We start from the raw sequence: 19,320 nt of genomic DNA, 5'->3' as shown, positions 1-19,320 counted from the left end.
TCACAGCCCCCTTTCTGTAGCGACGAGCGGGGCACTACCCCAATGACAATCCATTTTCGCGTCGAGCCGCTTCACAACGCGCGCCGGAGCTCCAACTGCAACCGACGCATCCGGAATTCGTCCTCGTACCACTGCATTTGCTCCAATTATGCAATTCGAACCGATCCCGGCACCTCTCGCCACGATGACGTTGGCACCAAGCCATGTATTCTTCCCAATCGTTACTGGGGCCTTGACGTACCCCTGAGCGCTAAATGGAATACTCAAATCATCGTGTGCATGGTCCGCGTCAAACACGCAAACGTTTGGTCCGAACATACTGTCGGCCTGAACGCTGACCGATTGATGGGATACCACAACACAGTTTTGATTGAAAAAGGCGCCTTGCCCGATTGTGAGTATTCCTCCAGACGCTCGAATGACGCATCCACGCGATATGTAGATTCGCTTCCCGCGTTCAAACACAATCTTGCCGCCGCCAACGATTTCTATCAGTGCGGAAGAGTCGATGTACGTTTTGAAAATATCAAAATCAAACGCCGACCGATGGCGCAGCTTAAATGCCAAGTTTCTGAATAGCGCCAGTACAAACTTTGGTTTAAGCAATCGAAATGCCGACATCGCCACCCATCCTAAAATTGTTCATCACAGCGTGGGCCCCTATGGATTGGGCCTATCTAAAGACCGACTTGATCACCGGGATCCGACAAAGCACCGGGCGAGCTGCCGTCCGAAGAGGAGGCACAACGATGGACAGCACCCCCCAAAGGACCAACGTAGCTACACAACTCGCAATGAGTCCATAGGGGTACGCAAGCCCTTCTGCTAGATATCGAGTCAGAACAAATTGAACGAAACAACAACCCACAACCACAGCCAGAAAGGGGCCAAGCTCTCGCCAAAGATGTAAGCGTGTAAACGACAACGTAAATAGAACCATGCTGTAGGAGGCAACAGCCATGCCGACGGTCTGTGCACCATACGACCGCCACAGCAGCACGTTTACAAGCATGTTTGCCGAACACGCCGCGATAGTTATCATCAACGCCTCAACGTTGCGCAACTGCGAATTCAGTGCCTTCACAAGGTAGTAGGCCGTAATCGTCATTCCCAGCGCACCACCCATCCACCGCAAAACGTCAGCTGTACTTGAGATTGACTGTTCGTTAAAGGCCCCTCGTGCGAACAGAGTTCTTATGATGTCTTCCGCATTTTGCGAAATGATAACGGCCAGAGGAAAAGCAATCAGAACAATGGTTGCGGAGACGTCGCGTATATGAGTTCGCGCCTCTTTTGTGTCCACGCCTCCGTGTTTGGACATTGTCAGGACCCCAAGAGGCATCGCGATCAGCTGCACAGTGGTGTCTGCTATGAACCGCGAGTAGTCGACGCTTGGAATCACGGACGTTCCGATCCAAGACGAGACAATTCGCTCAACCAAAACATTGACTTGGGCGATTAATGGCAATCCCAAAAGAGGCAGCATGTTGCGAGCAAATCGACTGCCGATTTGACGGACCACCGTAACAGCAATCGGGCCTTCCGGCATGAGTCGATCGAGGCGCCGCAGCTCTAGAACGGTCCACATGAAGAAAAGGACGTGGCTTATGAGAATCGCGGTTGCAAGCCAATGATCTACGTGAAATAGAACCGCCAGGCCGACACCAGCGATCGAACCAACGTTCAGCAGCACCGGACGCCATGCGATTGCTCCGAAGCTTCCGAAGCTTGCTTCAACGAAAGAAATGGTTCCGCTTAGGACGTAGAAGGGCGTTGCCAACGCTAAGACTTTCAGCAGTCCGCTGGCGACGGCCAATACCGATGGTTCCACCGCCGGCGCGATAAATCTCGCAGCAGACTCCGAGTAGAGGTAGAGCAAGATCGTAACGACCGCCGAGAAGATCAGCCCATAGAAACAGGCGACCAAAACTAAAACCCGTGCCGAATCCTTGCTCTCCGCGCTGAGCTTGCGGTAAAGCGGAAGCAAACCGGCGCTGAGCGCGTCACCGACCAGCGCCTGGGAGGGCAGCTGGAAGCCGGTCTGCGCGATGCGGAAGGCTGCGGCAGTGTCGCCGGTACCGAACGACGCCGCGAACAGCAGTTCTCGGACAATGCCAAGCCCTTTGGATGCGAGGTTTCCGATCGCAATCGAAAATACGTTACGCGCCATGCATCCGCTCCCGCACCGCCGCCACCACGTCGAGGTACTTGCGTGCGACACCGCTCCAGCCATACGGCTCAGCGGCAAGGCGGGCGGCTCGCCGCATTGCGGCGTATCGAGCCCCGTCCGATAGCAGTACAGAGACCTTCTCGACGATTGATTGGGCGTGGTAGTCGACCAGGTAGCCGGTTTCACCGTCGCGGACTACGTGGGGCGCGCATCCCACCGGTGTCATCAAAACCGGCGTGCCGCAGGCCATCGCCTCCATCACGACAAGCCCCCAGGTTTCATAGTCACTCGGCAATACGAAAACGTCGGCGGCCTGGTAGTAACGTTCTGCATCATTGACGGTGCCGAGAAACTGCACGCGCTCCGCCACGCCAAGGCGCCGCGCCAGATCAGCATACTGGGCTGACGAACTGCCACGCCCACCAATGACCCACAAGCACACGGTTGGCGGTAAAGCAGCGATTGCCTCAAGCACGAGGTCAAGCCGCTTCCTCTCGAACTCATGCCCAACGAAGAGCATCACGAAACGCTCGGCAACGCCAAGCGCCTGGCGGTTCGCGGTGCGTGTTGCGTCGTCCAGCGGGTGATAGCGCGACAGATTGATGCCGTTGTGGATGACGAATTGCAGCGCGTCAGCTCGCAGGTATGGGCGCGCCTCCTCTAGTGTCTGTTCTGAAACCGCAACGACGGCCTGCACCCTCCGGGAGCGAAGCGCAATTTGCTCCCGGACCAGGCGAAACACGAAGACCGGGTTTAGAAATTGCGGGAGCTTTCGAATGAGCGGCCGCCTGTCGGCTTTGTATTGCGCAATGAATACGTTATGGAGAACGACGATGTCGCCGCCGAAGGCCTCGATGTTGTGGTCGATCGATACATAGCCCTGTTTCTCAAGCTTCGCCAAACGCCACCGCCCCAAGCAGGAGAATATGAACATTTGGAGAAAATGCCTGAGCCGCGACGCCATACGACCCTGCGGGTGCCAACGCTTGAGCGCGTTTCCAAACGCGGTTCTGGAAAGCGCAACGGTGTTGAGGTCTGCTGGAACATCGGTGTCGACGACAAACGCAACGGTGTGGCCGCTCTCGTCAAAGTTCCGGACGGTCTCGATGGCTACGGTTCCACCGCCAGTACCAACCACATCCCTCGCGGCAACAGCGACGCGCAGCGGACCGACCGCTACCTTGTCAGCGCCGGTGAGGTCCGCTGGCATTACCTCGGGTGCACGCGGCGCCATATCTGCAGCACAATTCATCGGGCGCCCCGTAGGAGGTCAAGGTAAGCGGAGGCGCAGTGCTTGAGCGTGTAACTCGGCGTCAGCAATGACGCGTTAGCACAACCATGCACGAGCGCATCAGCGAGCTTCGCCGCGATCTTGTGAACGTCGCGCGGTGGCGCATAGGCGATCGGAAGTTCTGAATCGAACACATCTTTCATGTTGTCCGAGCAGACTGGCCGTAGGCCACATGCGAGCGCCTCAAGGACGTTCATCGGGAGGCCTTCCTGCCTGAGCGAAGGAAAGCAAAATGCGTCGCATGCCGCTAGCAGTGCCAGCACGCGCTCGCGCGACACGGCACCAGTGAAGGTCACGCGGTCAGCGCAGCCCAGGGTAGCGGCGAGCTGGCGCAGCCTTGGCAGGTCTTCGCCGTCGCCGATCATCAGCAGACGCCGGTGGCTGTCGGCCGCCATTTCGGCGAACGCTTTGAGTGTCGATTCGCCGCCTTTCTGCGGGTGCATGCGCGCCGCGAAAGCGACGACGCGATCCGCTTCGTTCCAACCCAGTTCGGTTCGGATCTGCTTGCGCACAGCAGAGTCCGGGCGGAATCGTTGCGTGTCGATGCCATTGCGGATCAGGCGAGTCGGGACACCGCGCGCGTACCAGGCGACGGGCGCACTGGAAAACTGGTTCGCCAAAACGTCACCAACCAGCACGACGTGATCAAACCGACGATAGATCAGTGCGTCCTTGAACAGCCAATAGACGTTTCGCATCGACTTGGCCCATTGCAACGGGCGTCCGGTGCGCCACTTCGAAACGATCTCGCCCCAGGAGGTGCCGTGTGCCTGAAACAAGAACGGCATTGTGGGCGCGAGTGCCCTTTTTTCTGCAATGCTTGCGGCGGCGGAGCTGATGCTCAGGACCGCGTCGAAGCGCTGATGATTGGCTTCGAACCAAGTCGCACTCAGACGCCACCACGCCTTATCACAACGTTCCGCTGTTGTGCCTTCGAGTGCAACAACACGGACGCCATCACGCGTCGACTCACCAAAGGGCTCGCCAGCAATACGCGTCGTGAGGACAGTGACCTCATGACCCTCTCTTGCGAATTCGCGGAAGAGATCCCAGGCGATCGATTGCATGCCGCCGATGCTGTGAAATGGCAACGTGCGTGCCACACCTAGAATGCGCATCAGGCTGCCCTCGCTTTGGTGCAGAAGATCATTTGCATAGCTCTGTGTAATGCCCTTCCAGTTCGGCGGACTGGCGATGAATGTCGAATCGAGTGCGCGCGAACTCGCGGGCCGCCAGCCCCATCCGTTGCTGTAGCGAAGCGTCGCTGACGAGGGTGTCGAGCGCTAATGCGAGTGCGTGGACGTCACGTTCCGGAACGAGCAGACCGGTCTTGCCCTCCTCGACCGCCTCGGGAATGCCCCCGTGATAGGTACCGATGACGGGCACGCCCGTAGCAGACGCCTCAAGGAGCACGATTCCGAGCCCTTCGGCGTCTCCGGACGCCGCAGTCACGCTTGGCAGCACCAGCGCGCTGGCGCCCTGTAGCGTGCTGCGGACCTTGTCGTGCGGCTGAACACCCAGGAACCGGACGCTCTTCGAAATGCCGAGGTCAACTGCCTGCGCCTCGAGCTCCGCGCGCAGCGGGCCATCACCAATGACGTCCAGCAAGATGTCCGGATGTTTCTGGTGGACTTGCCCGAACGCATCTAGGAGGTAACGCGTCCCTTTCTTTTCCACCAAGCGCGCAACATGGACAAATCGGGGGCGAGACTCGACCGGCGTTGCTTCGAACTGCGACGTGTCGATTCCGATGTAGTGCACGCGGAGCTTGTGCTCCGGCATGCCGGCCTTCAGCGCAGCATCGCGAATGAAGCGCGATACGCATATGAAGAGCGAACCGTCTGCTTTCAGCCGGTCCTGCAGCATCGCGTAGCGCACCAGCGCGGGGCGGCCACTCCGCAGGAAGTGCTGGCGGCTCGTAGTGATGTCGAAGCCATGCAGCGTCGTTACGAGTGGTACATCGAGCGCGCGCGCAAGCGGCAACGCGTAGAGGCCGTCAATCGAGAAATGTGCGTGCAATAGCTCCAGCCCCCGCCCCCGCAGGCCGGCGAGATATGGGGTCGGCGTTGCAGTGGCCAGAAATCTCAACAGGCGAGCGCGTTTGAGGTCCGGGGGGACCCAATGTGCGAGCGCCGGGTCTGCAGGCCCGAACATGGCCCGGCCGATCAGCAGCGGATCGGCGGTCGGCATCGCCTTCGCCTGGGCGGCTATGAAAGTCTCGGACGGCTTGAAAAGCTGAAGGCGATATACGCCAACTTTCATCGCCTTCGGGGTTGGTTCAACGTTATTCATGTTTGTATGCAGCATCCCGTGAGAATCAAGTAAACCGGGCGATTGCACGGTGGCCTGAGCGGCCGTGCAGCGCGGCCACGTCAGCGGCTTGAATCGCGGTTTGCGGAAAAAAGGCCCCATGCCACAACAACGCCAAGCGGTACTGCGGCGTTTTGGGAGCCGATCAACGGGAATGTGTCGCCCAGCGACATCACAAAAGTACAGAACAGTGCGAAAAAGGCGCCTGTGGCACGAAGCCTAGAGTCGGATTTCGTCATGCCCTTTACGAGCCGAGCCATGGCGATCAAACAGGCCGATACGAGCGCGACAGCGCCAACCACACCGCTCTCGGTCCATGCGAGCACGACTCCGTTGTGCGGAGGCCAATAGTCCTCAACGCCAAACAAAAAGGCGTACTGCTCCATGACTTTGCCCCAACCACCAAATCCCAGACCAAGGATCGGATGCTGAAAGAAGGCCTTTGCGGCGATCTGGAGCAATAGCGCCCGATACGTTGACGTCTGTGCCGTCTGCTGACCGAACTCTGAGCCGGTTGCTGCACTGTGCAGCCACTCGATCCCCCATATGCCAGCCACACCCGCGGCAAACCCGAAACAGACGATTGCGACGCGCAGAAACGGATCCTTGATTGCACTGAGTGTGAATAAGGTGCAAAGCGCAAATCCACCCACGAGGATAATCACCGCTGACTTCGAGCCGGAAGCCCCTACAGCGACAATGAATAACATCAATAGGAACCAACGCAGGGTGCGATTGATCTTGTCGAAAACCGAAAGCGTTGCGCCAACACACAACAGACTGAATGCGGCACCGGTATTGGCATTATCGAAGACGCCACCTGCTTTGAGTGGGTCCAGGACGTTTGGCTTAAATGCCACAAGATTGGCGACCCGCTTCGGGTTCTTAAACAGATTGATCGCTCCGGAGTTAAGAAACGCCGCTTCGATTGACGGCAGAAACCGGAAAACGATAACCAGAATTGCGTTAATGGCCGCAAAGTAGACAAAAGTTTTGAGGATTCTCTCCATGGCCGCTTGATCTGCCACGGAACGCGCCGCGAAGAATGCAATGAAATAGATAAATCCGTATACGACGGCGTTAGCCCATGCCCCAAAGTCTGAAGACCACCCAATGCTCAGCACAATCGACACAACGTATATCACGCTCGCGATCCAAACTGAACGGTCTTCGGGCAACTTATTAATGTAGGGAACACAGGCCCATATCAGGAAGATAGATATCGGGAAGAATGTTCCAAGTACCGGCAGGAAGTAGATCTGATAGGTCGCGACTGCCGTCGCGAATAACAGAAATTTCGATAGCCTAGATCGGCCTCGGGCCTCATGTGTTTCCGCGTTGGACGGAAAATACGCGCCGGGCACGGCATGTATCTGCGGTCGAGGTGTATGCACGGCGGGCATCGCGGTCAGCGCTTCAGAGACTGATATACGGGTTTGGGCGACCAGTCATGACGAAGCAATCCAAACGCTCCCTCAGGGTCACGAGGATTCGTATTTTCGTCTCTCAGTTCGTAGAGCATGACAGCGGCAACACCGAGGTCTTTCGCCAGCTTGATCCCACGCACGATGTAGTCTTTTTGGTCGCTTTCGCTGACCCCTCGCTCATGAGCGCTTGCTGTCGTCCAACCAAGCTCCGTAATGAATATCGGCTTACGCTCGAAACCCGGTGTAGCCCTGATGCGCTTCACGGCCGCTGTGAGCAACTGTGCAAAACCGTCGTACGAACGCATAGGCCCGTTCCGGTAGACGACATACGGATGAATTGCAACCGCATCACCGGTAACGGCTGTCTCGCGCATACTAAGGAAATCGTCCAAAGTCCGCTTCTTGTTTCCATATCCGACCAGACTGTCGTATGCAGAGGAGTCAAAGCTCCCGGTAATCACAATAGAGTCCGGCGCGACTGCCTTGATCTTCGGGTAAACGACTGAGACCAAGCGAGCATAGTCACGTGCACTTCCAGGAGTCGTATTGCCGGTCCGCCCGTCCCATTCGTTCCATATCTGGAAGTAAGGAACGCGCCCGGCGAAATGGCGCGCCAGAAACTCAGCGTATCGGGAAAACGCTTCAATCGCCTCAGGGGATACAGGCTTGTCGGCCTGATCGTAGTGCTTGTTTCCGTAATCGAGGATCATTAGGGACTGGACACCTTTTGACCGAGCGCGATCGACGATGTAATCCCACAGCGGAGGAACAACAAGCTTTCCCTTTTCGACCTCCACCGCCTTCCAGGGGGTATCCCACCGAATGACTTTGAGGTTCGCCGCCGCGGCCGCGTCAATTGTTCGATCAATCAAATCCGTCGGCGCTCCCCAGAGGTGCTCACAAACGCCAAGGATGGGAGTTTCATCCTTGGCAGCGACAGCTGAAATCGAAGCCGTGAAGAGAAGAACCACAGCCAGCGTAGCCCGAAGCGTGAATCGCATGGCCAGCGCGGCGCGCTTTGGAAGCTTGTCGATATTGCAGAGCATCATCGTCTCACCAGGAGTAAGTTGCCGGCGGCAGGCGTGCTGTCAATGAGATCGACCAGAAAACGTTCCTGCGACGTAAAGGCCTTTTCTTGCTCCTCGCTAGGCGCTCCTTTTGGAAGGATTTGCGAGACTCGGACAAGAACCCCATCTGGAATCTCGCCGTGCAGGCCTTTTAGAAAGATGTGCAATCGAGATTGAAGCGCGTTCTCCGTAAAGATATCGCCAACACGAATCCAATAGCTGACGAGCTCCATTCGGTCGCCCGATACAGCGATCATGCGTTTTCCGGTGATCGGGGAATGAGTCGGGCCGCCGTAAAGGGGGAACCGAGCGTCCGAGAGAGACAGAACCTGAAACCCCTGTGCGACGTAGCAAAGCTCTGGTCGGTGGATCTTTATCTCCTGCCGCAGGCTCTGGCTGTACGCGACCGAAAGCATCACTTTGTTGCCAGAGCCGTTTTGGTAGGTGCGCATTACCACCTGATCATAGGTGGCATTGGCGCTCTCATTGGCTCGTTGAGCGGTGGGGGTTAATCCGGTTTGCACCAGCGAGCTTGGCACCAACGTCCAATCGCGGAAGCTGCCCGGCACATTCTCCTCCAGGCTAGCAACCGCGCTTACCTGCTGGGAACGTGGCGTCGCGACAAGAGCAAGACCCGCAGCGATCAAACACGAAACCGCGATCCAAATCGCTCTACTGAACTCAATAGACGGGAGCTTCAGCGTGGTCATGACGACGCTCCGATCCGTCTTTGACGGATACGCGCGACTGTCCGAAGTAGCGAATCGAGGCCAATGATAAGAAGCAGCGCAGTAATGAAGAGAACCATCCCGGAGAACGTGTGCAAGAAACCCTGCCCCGCATCGTCGCCAAAGTGGTACGTAATGAGCGACAAGGTCACCACACGGACCAAATTCGATGAAAAACTGATTGGAACGATGAGCGCAGCAAGCAGTGCATTCCTGAGCACCGATTCATGACGCATGACGTTCATGTAAAGCAGCCCCAGTGCCTCTAACGTAAATAGTGAATTAAGCCCAGCGCACGCGTCCGCCACGAGGAGTTGATATGGGCCAATGCTAAGAACAACCCCGTTTCGAGCGATTGGGTAGTCCAGTGCGTAAAGAACGTGCTCGGCCCCCCATGAAACCGCAAGCTTCATCGGTTGGGTCAGAGTATCAACTAGCGATCCCGGCATCGGAATCATGAAAACCATAAAGAAGAAGGCGAACCAGAGGCGTTTGAGAAAGCTCAGTCCAAACAAAAGCCCCACGCTACCGGCCAAGACCAATATTAGCGAACCGACCTCGAATAGATAAACCGACTGTGACCGGCCCAGCACGTACAGCACTAACCCGATAACAAGCAACGACCACCCCGCCCCAGAGCCTCTAATAGTGTCGGGGAATTCAGGCAGGCCAACTTCTCGCGCCTTGAAGATGAGAAACCAGAACGAAACAACCAACACGATGGGGCCATGAGCGTTCTGATCTGTCGCCCATATTCCCCCGAATAGATCCGAAAAGGTCGGCAGGTAGAGAGCGGAAAGGCCGGCAACTAGCACAGCCCAAGCAATCAGCACATCTCGCGTTGCGCTCGATTGCTTCTCATCGCTTACGGCGTTACGCTGCAAGACAGGCGCCGTACTCCTTTGAATAGTCACAGGATCGTCACTCGTAGTGTTTCGTGTCGTTGGGGCAGTTAGTTTCGTCGCTTTGCGAGTTGACTAACACGCGTTCAATAGGCGTTGAGTACCGCACCAACTACGGCGACGTTTGCCGCATGCAAGGTCTTGCTTAGATTATTCAGTTTGGGTTCAGGAGTGTGGTCACGACGGGCAACAACGAGGCTAGCCTTCGCTCGCGACGAAATCACGTTAAAGTCCGCGGCCGTATCCGAAGCAGGTGTATCGATGATTACAACGTCAAACGACTCGCACACCCTTTCGATAAGCCGTCCGAATTGCGGGCGTGCAATGAGCTCCTGCGGGTTCGGTGGAAGCGCCCCTGCGGGCAGCACAGACAGCCCGAGCAAAGACGGAATCCGGATTATCGCCTCGCCGTTTGCCCTGCCCGAGAGCACGCTCGACAGGCCAGGGGTCCGGGGATCCAGTTTGAATAGAGCCTGCTGGCTCGGATAGCGCAGATCGGCGTCGATGAGCAGGGTGCGCTCGCCGAGCTGCGAGAACACCACGGCCAAATTCGCCGCTATAAAGCTCCTACCCTCACGGCGGTCAGCACTTACGACTGTGAGCGCACGTTGATTCGGCTCATCCCCAAACCAACGCACCATGAGCTGACTTCTTAGAGCCCGTAATTGCTCAACAATGGCGCTTGTGGGCCTATACGCGGCGACGATATTCTCGGAAAGCGAAGTATCGCCAGCGCCGAGGTACGGATAGTCGAATTGGCGAGCGAGCGCGAAATCAACGTCGTCTTGGGTGAGTAGGCCTAGTCGGATCGCTGCATCGCCAAAACGAAGGCCGTGGGCCTTCTGTTCTCGGATGATCTTCTCCGCCCCGTCGGCACTTAACCGCCCCGAATCAATGAGGATCGCTCCCAAGGAGCGCTCTCTGCCGGCGCCTTGGGCGTGCGTGCGGGCCGGTTCGTCAATACTGCTGGGTGGGTTCATATCCATCTCATGACCTCTTGGCGCGTAAGCCGCCTATCTCTCGCTATGGCTGTTTGTGCGCTGGAATCGCACAATCACATGCGGGCAACGCGATTTTCTAAGTGCTGCAGTGGCCGAATCGAACTATCTCGTTTGCGGCGCGTGCTCGATGAAATTGGCGCCTATTCCTGCTCCTAAGAGGCCGACACTACACGGCGCCCCGCAAATCCAAATCGGCGCACGCCAGGTTTTTGTTCGTGTTCAAGCGTGGCCAGAACGGGTACGCCAAGGGCATTGAAAAGATCTTCTTGACTGCGAATGCGGCGATTCAGCATCTCTTGCAAAAACGCCGTCCCAACGCCCAGAAAGCCTCCCAAGAATATCGACAGTAGCGTGTTCAACAATAGGCGCGGGCTGGAGTGCTTGGTTGGAGGTTCGGCCGGAGTAAGCACCACGATGTTCGTCTGCTGCGTCTGGCTCTCCAGGCTGGTCTGGGACAACCGCTGCCCAACGAGATCGTAGGCGCGCTGCGCGGTCTCCACATCACGCTGCAGGACAGCCACTTCATCTCGTTGCGCGCGAAGTTCAAGTACTCTTTTCTTTTGAGCCTCGAGCGAGGCGCGGAGTTCGGATTCGCGCTGAACATTGACGATGTTGGATGTGCCGACTGATGAGGCGACCTGGCGCATCTCTGAATCCAGCTTCGCCTTTAACGCATTCAGTTCTGCTTCCGTTCGCTGATATTGAGGGTGATTTTGGCCAAGTTGCCCGCCCATCTCTTTTAGCTTCGCCTCTTGACGTGCGACGTCGGCGCGCAGCGATTGAATGAGCGGGCTGTTGATCACGTCGGGCGAAGTACCCATGCTTCCACTAGCTTGCCTTTGGCGCGACGCGGAATCCGATCGTTGCGCTTGGATCGCTGTCAATTGTGACGAGAGCTCTGCATACCGAGCGATCTCAACATCCAAGCGATCGTCGGTTGCCACGATACCTTTTTCGCGCTGATACGCAGAAAGGCGGGACTGCGCTGTTTCTAGACTATCGCGTAGTTGTTTGGCCCGGTCGCCAAACCAGGACGCGTACTCTTTTGCTGGTTCAACCTTTAACTCAAGGTTGATGTCCATGTAGGCCCGTGCGAAGGCATTTGCAACACTAGAGGCAAAAGCAGGATCGGCCCCGGTAAATGCAATTGTGATGACACTTGACTCACGAGACGGACGAACGTCCAGCTTTTTCTGGAGCGCCTCTGCGAAGAAGCTGACAATCGTCCCCTTTCCTTCGCCCTCTTCCTTCCATTGCGCAATAGCGTCTTGGTTCTTGTCGAGGCCCAACATTTTTACGACGCGCTGGGCCACGCGGTCGCTTGTAATGATGTCGACCTGAGTAGCCATATAGCCCGGAAGAAACTGCGCCTGCATCATTGCGCCGTAAATCGGATCGCTGGACTTTACGTCCACCAACACCGACGCGTTAGCTGTGTATTTCTTTGGCAGAACCAGGCTAAGTGTGACAACAAGACTCACAACGCTGAAGAAAACAATCCAAATCGTCTTCTGGCGCGCTTTTAGTGTTAGGAGAAACTGTTGGAGAGTCATGGTGACGTCTTTCAGAAAATGCTTTCTTTGACGTACACGACGTCGTCGGGGCGTACTGGCTCGTCGAGCGCAGGCTCAATGACCTGGACTTTTCCATCGGCGGCACGGCGATGAATTCTTAGACCACGCTGGGTACCTTTCTGGGTGAGGCCGCCGCCTGACGCCAGGGCCTGCATGACGGTCATGTCGCGTTCGACCCTAAATACGCCGGGACGCTGCACTTCGCCGTAGATGTAAAACACCGGGGCGCGATGCACGTAAAGGATGTCTCCGCCTTTGAGCGAGAGGTCGTCTTGGGCATCGCCGCGGAGGAACATCGAGGCGATGTCGATTTCACGACGAACCTGTTTGCCGTCGCGCACGCCTGAGAAAATGACAACATCAGAGCCCGTCGCAGCAATGCCGCCCGCTTGGGAGAGCATGTCTGACAGGCGCGTGTTCGCGGTTTCGAGTGGGTAGCGGCCGGGGCGATTGACCTGACCCAGCACAGCAACCTGGTTGCCACGAATTTGCAACAGCAGGATCGAAACCTGCGGCTGCACGACAAAACCGCCGTCTTTCAGAAGTTTGGCGATCTTGGCCTCAGCCACGGATAGCGCAAGCCCGCCGACCTTCACATTGCCGATAAGCGGGTAGCTGATGCTACCGTTCTCGGATACACGGGTCTCGAGCAAGAGATCCGGGCTCTGGAATACGCTGATGCGAATGACATCGCCCGGACCTAGCAGGTATTCAGCCCCCTTCTCGACCGCAGGCTGCTCAGTGGCAGCCCAGACGTTTGCGCCGGTCATGGCAAAGCCAAAGAGGGCGAGCGCCGCTAGACGGACAATGCGCTGAACCCTGGAGATGGATGCTCTAAGTGAATACATGCTTCTGTTGCCTCTATTCGTTACTGCGACACGCGGCAATTACTTGAGACCTTTGATGCCTTGCTGCATCCCGTCGGCCGCTGCGGACTGGTCTGAGACAGGGGCCGACGTTTCACCCGCCGGCGCGGCCGGCGCGTCCTTTGAGAATTCGCCGACGTAGCTGATCTTTCCGGAATCGCGCAGACGCTTGACTTCAGCAGCGACCGCCTCGGACTTGGCTTTGTTCGTCAGGAACTGCTCGATGGCCTGCTTGGCCTTCGCTTGGTCTACGGGCTCGGTGCGCGACGCAGCGACCTGCAGGACGATGAGTCCTTGGCCGCGCGGGATGATCGACACCTCGCCGTCTTTCAGACCATGCAGGCGCCGTGCAGCGTCGAGCGGAAGCTGTTCCGCCGGCTTCACAAAGGCGTTTGCGGCGAAGCGAACATTCTGGGCGCGAAGTACGGCGATCAAATCGTCCATCGATTTACCTGCATCGAAATGGCTCTTGATCATGTCCTGCTTGCTGCCGTCAGCAACCGCGAGTTCACGGAAGTTATAGATGCGACGTTCTGCGAACAGTTCGGGGTGTTCGGTGTAGTACGCGGAGATGGCTTGGTCCGTTGGTTTGGCTTGGCCATTTGCCACCTGCTCCAGATACGCGCGGGCAATGACTTCGCGTCGTGCGGCTTCGATTGCCTGGACAACGCGCGGGTCACGATCGAGCTTCTTCTCCTTCGCCGCTTGCACCAGGAGGGATTCTTCGACCAGGCGGTCGAGCGCTTGTTTGCGTGCCGCGTTGACATCGGTTCCAGGAGGGATGTTCGCCTTGCCCAGCAGACCATTCAGTTGGTGAACGGTCACTTCTTCGTCATTGACCTTTGCGGCAACCTGGCTTGCGCTGGGTTCCTTGGACTTGGATCCGCAACCGGCGAGCACGGCAGCAGCGAGCAGCGCCAAGGCAACGTGGCGAACAGAAACAGCAGACATCGGGACCTCTGGATGGTGACGCCCGGGAAGTCGGGCAAGAACCCGCCAATTTGCCAGAAATATCAATGGTGGCAAATTACGGCGGGCGCCTGCAGCGCACCGAGTGTGAACTGTGACCCGGTGCGATGCAGGCAGTTGCGCTTAGACGCGAGCGGAACGGCGGCGGGCGATGGCGCCCACCATGCCGATGCCAGCGAGCATCAGCGCCCACTGCTCCGGTTCCGGAACAGCGGCAGTCATGACTTGAAGCGAGTAGTCGTGCGCAGCGATGGATGCGAAGCCGCCCTTGGCCGCGTCAGCGGACAGGAGGCTCAGCGCCCAGACGTTGAGCTTCGAAGCGTTGGCGTACGGCGTGCCAGCGAGGTTATAGGTCGAAGTCAGCGACCAGCTATCCGCACCCTTCTTCACACCGTCAAGATCGAAGATCGCGGTCTTGTACGCTGCGCTCTTGGCGACACCAGCGATCGACACGGTGCTGGTCATCGAAGCAAACACTTCGCTGTTCTTCTTCAACAGCGCGTAGTCGCCAGACTGCGACATCTCGAGCGACTTGAAGGTGTAGCCGGAATCAAGCGTGATCGAGAAGTTCAGCTTGTCGAATGCGAAGTCGGAGTCGCCTTTTTCGGCAAAGGCGGACAGTGCGTCGGTGTCGAACAGCACCGATTTACCGTCAGCGGAGAGGCTGATGGCGCCGGGGGCAAACGTGCTGCCGTTGAAGCTGACATCGAACCCCTTGCCGTCGAGCGTGGTAACCGCAGCAGATGCCGCGGCAGAGCCAATCACCGCAACAGCGGCGGCGATGATCTTGATTGCAGTAGAACTCATGGGATGACCTCTGTTGTGTTGGTCGGGCAGCTTCACTTATGCAATCGACGTGCCAAGTGCGACCTGCTTGTGGGCCCAAATGCGAAAAGAGTCCGCTGTCGCCAAAGAACACCGTCGAACGCCAGACTCCGCTGCCTGAACCGCTTTGGAGCGCGGAGTCTAGCGAGTGAAGCATTGCGTCGCAACATGACAAAGGTATTGCGCGCGACTTATTACCGTTACTGCCATTCAAGCTATTTATGCGGCCATCTTGCGGCCTTATCGGGCGGATCTTCGTTGGCGTCGTCAAGTCGGATCTGATCACCCCATGCGGGGTCTGCAACGCTGCGCTGCACCATCAAAAACCGATCTGCACTGTCACGGTGCCAGTGTGGTCGTCGTAGTCGCGCAAATATCGATTTGAGTCGCGGCGTTCGCCGCGATATCCGATGTCCACAAGCAACCAGCGCAGCGCTGCATAACGCACGCCCACGCCCCAGGACTGGAAATCGTCCTCCCTGCCCGGAGCCTCGATTTCAATCGGCAGCCCTTCGCGGGTGCTTCCGATGTAGCGGCGTTGGCCAGCTTCAAGCTGCGCATTCAGCGAGAGCTTCCCAGTCACCTCCCAAACCGGCGCAATGCGCAGCGCCTTCGTTACCGCTGCATCGAATTCGTTGTCACCGGCCGCACCCATCGTGCGGTATGCGGTGATGGCCACAACGGTGGAACCGGCTGGCTCCCAGGTCCATGCAACACGGAAGCTCGGACCCGAGAAATCGAGGTTGGAGAAGTTCTCATTGCGACGCTCCAAGTACCCAACGTAGCCCTCCAGATGACTCGCGCCAGTGACAGCCCAAAGCGCCCGAAGCGACCCCATACGCTCGCGGTAGGCAGAGTCAGAGAATGGATTTGGCGTACGCTCCGTGTAATCAACATTGGTCTGCTGGCCAACGAAATCGAGTCGACTCCCGTAGGGCGTGACGTAGCGCAGGCCGCCCTCTACAGAGCGCCCATCGAGATCATTGGCGCTGTCGAGCGTGCTGCTGTTCCTTGTCTGGTTCACAGTGCCTGCTGCGACAATGTGCCAGTTCGCCATGACAGGCACGTCGAGATCGAGTCGCACGGCATCCCGGGTGATCACGTTGCGCCGGGGTTTTGTCAAGTCGGCGAAGTTGGCGAGTTGAGCGGTTCGCGTCCACACCAATCCGGTCCGGATTTGGCCGGGAAAGTCGCCATCCCAGCCGGTCTTTATGTCCTGTTTGTCATAATCGAGTTGTGAAAATCGGCTAAACTGCGTTTTTCCGAAATTGAAGTTTCCGTAGAGCCTTTGCCGGCTGAGTGTTGTGTCAAAGCCGAGGTAGGCGTAGCTACTAGTGATGTTGTCAGATTCGACGCCGATCGGGGTTTCAACGCCAACCGGCGTTTCGACGCCAGTTGGCGTCTCGGCATCACGCCGAAACAGGTTTGAATCCCGCTGGAAGGTGACACCCGCACCGTAGCGAAGCGGTGTCGGATCTTCCGCCTGTGCAGGCGGTGTCAAGACAAGTGGCACGACGCTCATGACACTGGCGATGCCACAACGGGCGAATTTCTTGCTTGATATGTTCATCTGATTCTTAGATTGAGTAGTTCGTGTTGAACATGCGACACGATCGAATGTTCGCAACACTGGTGTCGATAGTATGACGCCCAGCTTTCAAATTCTGTGCCAACGGATTCTCGCTTAAACGATGCTTGCCCGACTTGAAGCCCAACGCACCCCCCTGCGAAACAATGTCACCCTGGCCGGCGTGGTGGAGACTTTCCTCGACCCGGTGATGGTGATCCTCACCTTGTTCGTCTCGGCCCTGATTTTCGGGGAGTCGGTCGATGCTGATTATGTGATCCTTTCGCTGATCGCGTTTTCTTTGAGCTTTCCAGGAAACACCTTGCTGAGCGACCCGCTTCGCCGGGTGGCGAAGGATGCATTCCTGAATGCGATGATCCTTGCCGGGATCTTGCTGCTGCTCGGTTACGCAACCGGCTACGCGAGCTACTTTCCGGCTGAAGTGCTGTTTGCGTGGTTCGCTTCGCTGCCCGTGGTGCTGTTTGCTACACATGCAGCGGCCCGTTATGCGATCCCTCGGGTGCTGACGCTTTCTGAGGCGGAGGTCACAGCGGTGGTGTGCGGTTTCAACGACATCGGGTCGCAGTTGTCGTCGCACTTCCTCAGCAACCGTTTCTTGGGCGTAAAGCTGATGGGGTTCTTCGATGACCGCAGCCGTGCTCGTCTGGGTGCCCAGGATGATGTGCAACTGCTGGGTTCGCTGTCCGAGGTCGCCAACTACGTGAAGCAGCACCACATCGATCGCATCTACCTCGCACTGCCGATGGCGACTCAGCCGCGGATTCTCGCGTTGCTGGATGATTTGAAGGACACCACCGCATCCATCTACTTCGTGCCGGACATCTTCGTGACCGACCTGATCCAGGGACGGACCGAGTCGGTTGCTGGCATGCCGGTGGTGGCTGTGTGCGATACGCCGTTCTCGGGATTCAATGGCGTCGTCAAGCGGTTTGAGGATATCGTCCTGTCGATCTTGATCCTGATCCTGATCTCGCCAATTCTGATTGCTGTCGCAATCGGGGTCTGGCGAAGCTCGCCGGGGCCAATCGTGTTCAAGCAGCGGCGTTACGGCCTCGATGGCAAGGACATCACGGTCTATAAGTTCCGCTCGATGACTGTCTGCGATGACGGTGCGGTGGTGAAGCAGGCTACACGCAACGATCAGCGGATTACCCCGTTCGGCGCGTTCATCCGCAAGACCTCGCTCGACGAGTTGCCGCAATTCGTCAATGTGCTGCAGGGTCGGATGAGTATCGTTGGCCCGCGCCCGCACGCAATCGCGCACAACGAGCAGTACCGCAAGCTGATCAAAGGCTACATGGTTCGCCACAAGGTGAAGCCCGGCATCACCGGCTGGGCTCAGGTGAATGGTTACCGCGGCGAAACCGAGACCATCGACAAGATGCAGAAGCGCATCGAGTTTGACCTCGAGTACCTGCGCAAGTGGTCGCCGGGTCTGGACCTCTGGATCATCTTCAAGACAGCACTTCTTGTGGTGAAGGACGACACAGCCTTCTAGGCGTGCGTTAGCAATGCCTACCAGCGGGCACCGGCGGCGAAGGCCCCAGTGCCCGTTGTCATTTATGGTATGCGCTCAGTTCGTTGGGGATACCTGGTGGGCGGCCAGGAGGCAGTCGATGAAGGTCTGCGCCACGCGTGATGGCTTTGGTGCGTGGCGAACCAAAGCTGCGAACTGAACGTCGTAGTTGAACATCTCCGGGCGCAGACGCCGCATCGCGCCACCCTCCTCAAAGCTGCGGGCGTAGTGATCCGGCAGGAATCCGACGAAGCGCCCGGACTGCACGAGCATCGCCACAGCCTCTTGGTCGTATGCCGAGGCCGCTCGCCGCAACTGCACGTTGTGACTGAGCTCCATGTTCGGCGAGTGGTAGCCGAGTCCGGCATAGCTCTCGGCACGGATGTCGTCCCAGGTCAGGTTGCCATCGTTTGCCCGAAAGAGACGGTGGTCGCACCCGCAGTAGAGGTACATGCGCTCCGGAAACAGCCGGTGATAATCGAGGCTTGCCGAACATCGATGCATCGGCGCGATGCCGATCTGATACTGACCATCCATTACGCCGCGCTCGATCGCATTCAGCGGTGCAACGTGCAGTTCAATCGCGACATCGGGTGCGCGTTCTGCGAAGGCCCCCAGAGCTTGGCTCACCCGCGCCTGAGGGTTGCTGACGATCTTGTCGAACAACGCAATCGCGATTGAACCAGTCATCCGCTGGTGGATCTCCTCCACGCCCGCTCGAAACCCGTCGATCGCGGCGAGTAGCCGCAAGGCGCCGTCATACACCTGCTGGCCCTCGGCAGTCAGCGCAAAGCCGCCCCGCCCTCGCCTGCACAGAACCAGTCCGAGCCGGTCTTCGAGGTCCTTAATATGGCGACTCACGGTAGAGACGCCTATGTTGAGTTCAAGCTCCGCCGCTGCGAGTCCGCCGCATTCCGCAACGGTCCGGAAGACCCGTAGCAGACGGATATCAAGGTCACTCACCTGGCCGAGCGTTGGCTTCCGTTTCATGGGCGCTTGTTTGCACTTTTCGGCAAGTAAACATGGAGATATTGCAATTTAACGCAAGCAAGCACTTGGGAGAAGATTGCTACGTCAGAAGACTCG

The 19,320-nt window shown here is 57.7% G+C and carries 18 protein-coding genes; 2 read left to right on the top strand and 16 right to left on the bottom strand.

Translation table 11 applies throughout. The features are described from left to right. The 3 genes from JY500_RS22320 to JY500_RS22375 are packed head-to-tail and all read right to left on the bottom strand — an operon-like array spanning nt 1 to nt 2,867. On the bottom strand, nt 1-621 hold the full coding sequence (locus JY500_RS22320) for an acyltransferase (RefSeq protein WP_206256332.1): 621 nt from the start codon (nt 619-621) through the stop codon (nt 1-3). A gap of 52 nt (nt 622-673) precedes the next feature. Then, nucleotides 674-2,170: a murein biosynthesis integral membrane protein MurJ gene (gene murJ / locus JY500_RS10630; RefSeq protein ID WP_206256331.1), complete on the bottom strand. Its 1,497-nt coding sequence runs from the start codon at nt 2,168-2,170 to the stop codon at nt 674-676. Then, nucleotides 2,160-2,867: a glycosyltransferase family 4 protein gene (locus tag JY500_RS22375; RefSeq protein WP_343073483.1), complete on the bottom strand. Its 708-nt coding sequence runs from the start codon at nt 2,865-2,867 to the stop codon at nt 2,160-2,162. Before JY500_RS22375 ends, murJ begins: the two co-directional genes overlap by 11 nt. Before the next feature lie 123 nt (nt 2,868-2,990). Here JY500_RS22375 and JY500_RS22370 point away from each other — a divergent pair, with 123 nt between their 5' ends. After that, entirely contained in the window at nt 2,991-3,449 is a 459-nt protein-coding gene (locus JY500_RS22370) for a hypothetical protein (protein WP_343073482.1), read from the top strand. Here the strand turns inward: JY500_RS22370 and JY500_RS10620 are convergent. From JY500_RS10620 to JY500_RS10565, 12 genes are all read right to left on the bottom strand, one after another. After that, nucleotides 3,419-4,528: a glycosyltransferase family 4 protein gene (locus tag JY500_RS10620; protein WP_206256329.1), complete on the bottom strand. Its 1,110-nt coding sequence runs from the start codon at nt 4,526-4,528 to the stop codon at nt 3,419-3,421. The genes JY500_RS22370 and JY500_RS10620 overlap by 31 nt on opposite strands. A gap of 79 nt (nt 4,529-4,607) precedes the next feature. Beyond that, a complete protein-coding gene (locus tag JY500_RS10615) occupies nt 4,608-5,801 on the bottom strand; it encodes a glycosyltransferase (protein WP_206256328.1) in 1,194 nt (397 codons plus the stop codon). Between the two features lie 32 nt (nt 5,802-5,833). Continuing rightward, nucleotides 5,834-7,174 (bottom strand): O-antigen ligase family protein, encoded by a 1,341-nt coding sequence (locus tag JY500_RS10610; protein ID WP_206256327.1) that lies wholly within the window; start codon nt 7,172-7,174, stop codon nt 5,834-5,836. A 5-nt stretch (nt 7,175-7,179) separates the two neighbouring features. Then, the gene (locus JY500_RS10605) at nt 7,180-8,247 is read right to left on the bottom strand and encodes a cellulase family glycosylhydrolase (RefSeq protein WP_206256326.1); all 1,068 of its coding nucleotides are present in this window, start codon (nt 8,245-8,247) and stop codon (nt 7,180-7,182) included. Beyond that, a complete protein-coding gene (epsI, locus tag JY500_RS10600; protein ID WP_206256325.1) occupies nt 8,244-8,975 on the bottom strand; it encodes an exosortase-associated protein EpsI, B-type in 732 nt (243 codons plus the stop codon). The genes JY500_RS10605 and epsI overlap by 4 nt, the downstream gene beginning before the upstream one ends. Continuing rightward, entirely contained in the window at nt 8,972-9,877 is a 906-nt protein-coding gene (gene xrtB / locus JY500_RS10595; RefSeq protein WP_206256324.1) for an exosortase B, read from the bottom strand. The genes epsI and xrtB overlap by 4 nt, the downstream gene beginning before the upstream one ends. 104 nt (nt 9,878-9,981) lie before the next feature. Further along, on the bottom strand, nt 9,982-10,875 hold the full coding sequence (epsG, locus tag JY500_RS10590) for a chain length determinant protein tyrosine kinase EpsG (RefSeq protein WP_206256323.1): 894 nt from the start codon (nt 10,873-10,875) through the stop codon (nt 9,982-9,984). A gap of 173 nt (nt 10,876-11,048) precedes the next feature. After that, on the bottom strand, nt 11,049-12,449 hold the full coding sequence (epsF, locus tag JY500_RS10585; protein ID WP_206256322.1) for a chain length determinant protein EpsF: 1,401 nt from the start codon (nt 12,447-12,449) through the stop codon (nt 11,049-11,051). Between the two features lie 11 nt (nt 12,450-12,460). Then, entirely contained in the window at nt 12,461-13,318 is an 858-nt protein-coding gene (gene epsE, locus JY500_RS10580) for a polysaccharide export protein EpsE (RefSeq protein WP_246479871.1), read from the bottom strand. Nucleotides 13,319-13,357: 39 nt separating this feature from the next. Next, the gene (locus tag JY500_RS10575) at nt 13,358-14,257 is read right to left on the bottom strand and encodes an EpsD family peptidyl-prolyl cis-trans isomerase (protein WP_206256321.1); all 900 of its coding nucleotides are present in this window, start codon (nt 14,255-14,257) and stop codon (nt 13,358-13,360) included. A gap of 171 nt (nt 14,258-14,428) precedes the next feature. Next, a complete protein-coding gene (locus tag JY500_RS10570) occupies nt 14,429-15,112 on the bottom strand; it encodes a PEPxxWA-CTERM sorting domain-containing protein (RefSeq protein ID WP_172199950.1) in 684 nt (227 codons plus the stop codon). Nucleotides 15,113-15,449: 337 nt separating this feature from the next. Continuing rightward, the gene (locus tag JY500_RS10565) at nt 15,450-16,700 is read right to left on the bottom strand and encodes an outer membrane beta-barrel protein (protein WP_206256320.1); all 1,251 of its coding nucleotides are present in this window, start codon (nt 16,698-16,700) and stop codon (nt 15,450-15,452) included. A gap of 121 nt (nt 16,701-16,821) precedes the next feature. Here JY500_RS10565 and JY500_RS10560 point away from each other — a divergent pair, with 121 nt between their 5' ends. Next, a complete protein-coding gene (locus tag JY500_RS10560) occupies nt 16,822-18,216 on the top strand; it encodes an undecaprenyl-phosphate glucose phosphotransferase (protein ID WP_206256319.1) in 1,395 nt (464 codons plus the stop codon). Nucleotides 18,217-18,291: 75 nt separating this feature from the next. Here JY500_RS10560 and JY500_RS10555 read toward each other — a convergent pair whose 3' ends face one another. After that, entirely contained in the window at nt 18,292-19,224 is a 933-nt protein-coding gene (locus JY500_RS10555; RefSeq protein ID WP_206256318.1) for a LysR family transcriptional regulator, read from the bottom strand. Nucleotides 19,225-19,320: the final 96 nt, after the last annotated feature.

Origin of the sequence: Niveibacterium microcysteis, assembly GCF_017161445.1 — a bacterium.
Taxonomy (GTDB): domain Bacteria; phylum Pseudomonadota; class Gammaproteobacteria; order Burkholderiales; family Rhodocyclaceae; genus Niveibacterium; species Niveibacterium microcysteis.
The sequence above is the reverse complement of the archived record's forward strand: the minus strand, read 5'-3'. Positions and strand labels throughout refer to the sequence as shown.

Excerpts from the sequence above, each read along its gene's own strand:
- JY500_RS22320 (WP_206256332.1), bottom strand. The coding sequence starts at position 621 with ATGTCGGCATTTCGATTGCTTAAACCAAAGTTTGTACTGGCGCTATTC.
- murJ (WP_206256331.1), bottom strand. The coding sequence starts at position 2,170 with ATGGCGCGTAACGTATTTTCGATTGCGATCGGAAACCTCGCATCCAAA.
- JY500_RS22370 (WP_343073482.1), top strand. The coding sequence starts at position 2,991 with ATGGAGAACGACGATGTCGCCGCCGAAGGCCTCGATGTTGTGGTCGAT.
- JY500_RS10620 (WP_206256329.1), bottom strand. The coding sequence starts at position 4,528 with ATGCAATCGATCGCCTGGGATCTCTTCCGCGAATTCGCAAGAGAGGGT.
- JY500_RS10610 (WP_206256327.1), bottom strand. The coding sequence starts at position 7,174 with ATGCCCGCCGTGCATACACCTCGACCGCAGATACATGCCGTGCCCGGC.
- JY500_RS10605 (WP_206256326.1), bottom strand. The coding sequence starts at position 8,247 with ATGATGCTCTGCAATATCGACAAGCTTCCAAAGCGCGCCGCGCTGGCC.
- epsI (WP_206256325.1), bottom strand. The coding sequence starts at position 8,975 with ATGACCACGCTGAAGCTCCCGTCTATTGAGTTCAGTAGAGCGATTTGG.
- epsG (WP_206256323.1), bottom strand. The coding sequence starts at position 10,875 with ATGAACCCACCCAGCAGTATTGACGAACCGGCCCGCACGCACGCCCAA.
- epsF (WP_206256322.1), bottom strand. The coding sequence starts at position 12,449 with ATGACTCTCCAACAGTTTCTCCTAACACTAAAAGCGCGCCAGAAGACG.
- epsE (WP_246479871.1), bottom strand. The coding sequence starts at position 13,318 with ATGTATTCACTTAGAGCATCCATCTCCAGGGTTCAGCGCATTGTCCGT.
- JY500_RS10570 (WP_172199950.1), bottom strand. The coding sequence starts at position 15,112 with ATGAGTTCTACTGCAATCAAGATCATCGCCGCCGCTGTTGCGGTGATT.
- JY500_RS10565 (WP_206256320.1), bottom strand. The coding sequence starts at position 16,700 with ATGAACATATCAAGCAAGAAATTCGCCCGTTGTGGCATCGCCAGTGTC.
- JY500_RS10560 (WP_206256319.1), top strand. The coding sequence starts at position 16,822 with ATGCTTGCCCGACTTGAAGCCCAACGCACCCCCCTGCGAAACAATGTC.
- JY500_RS10555 (WP_206256318.1), bottom strand. The coding sequence starts at position 19,224 with ATGAAACGGAAGCCAACGCTCGGCCAGGTGAGTGACCTTGATATCCGT.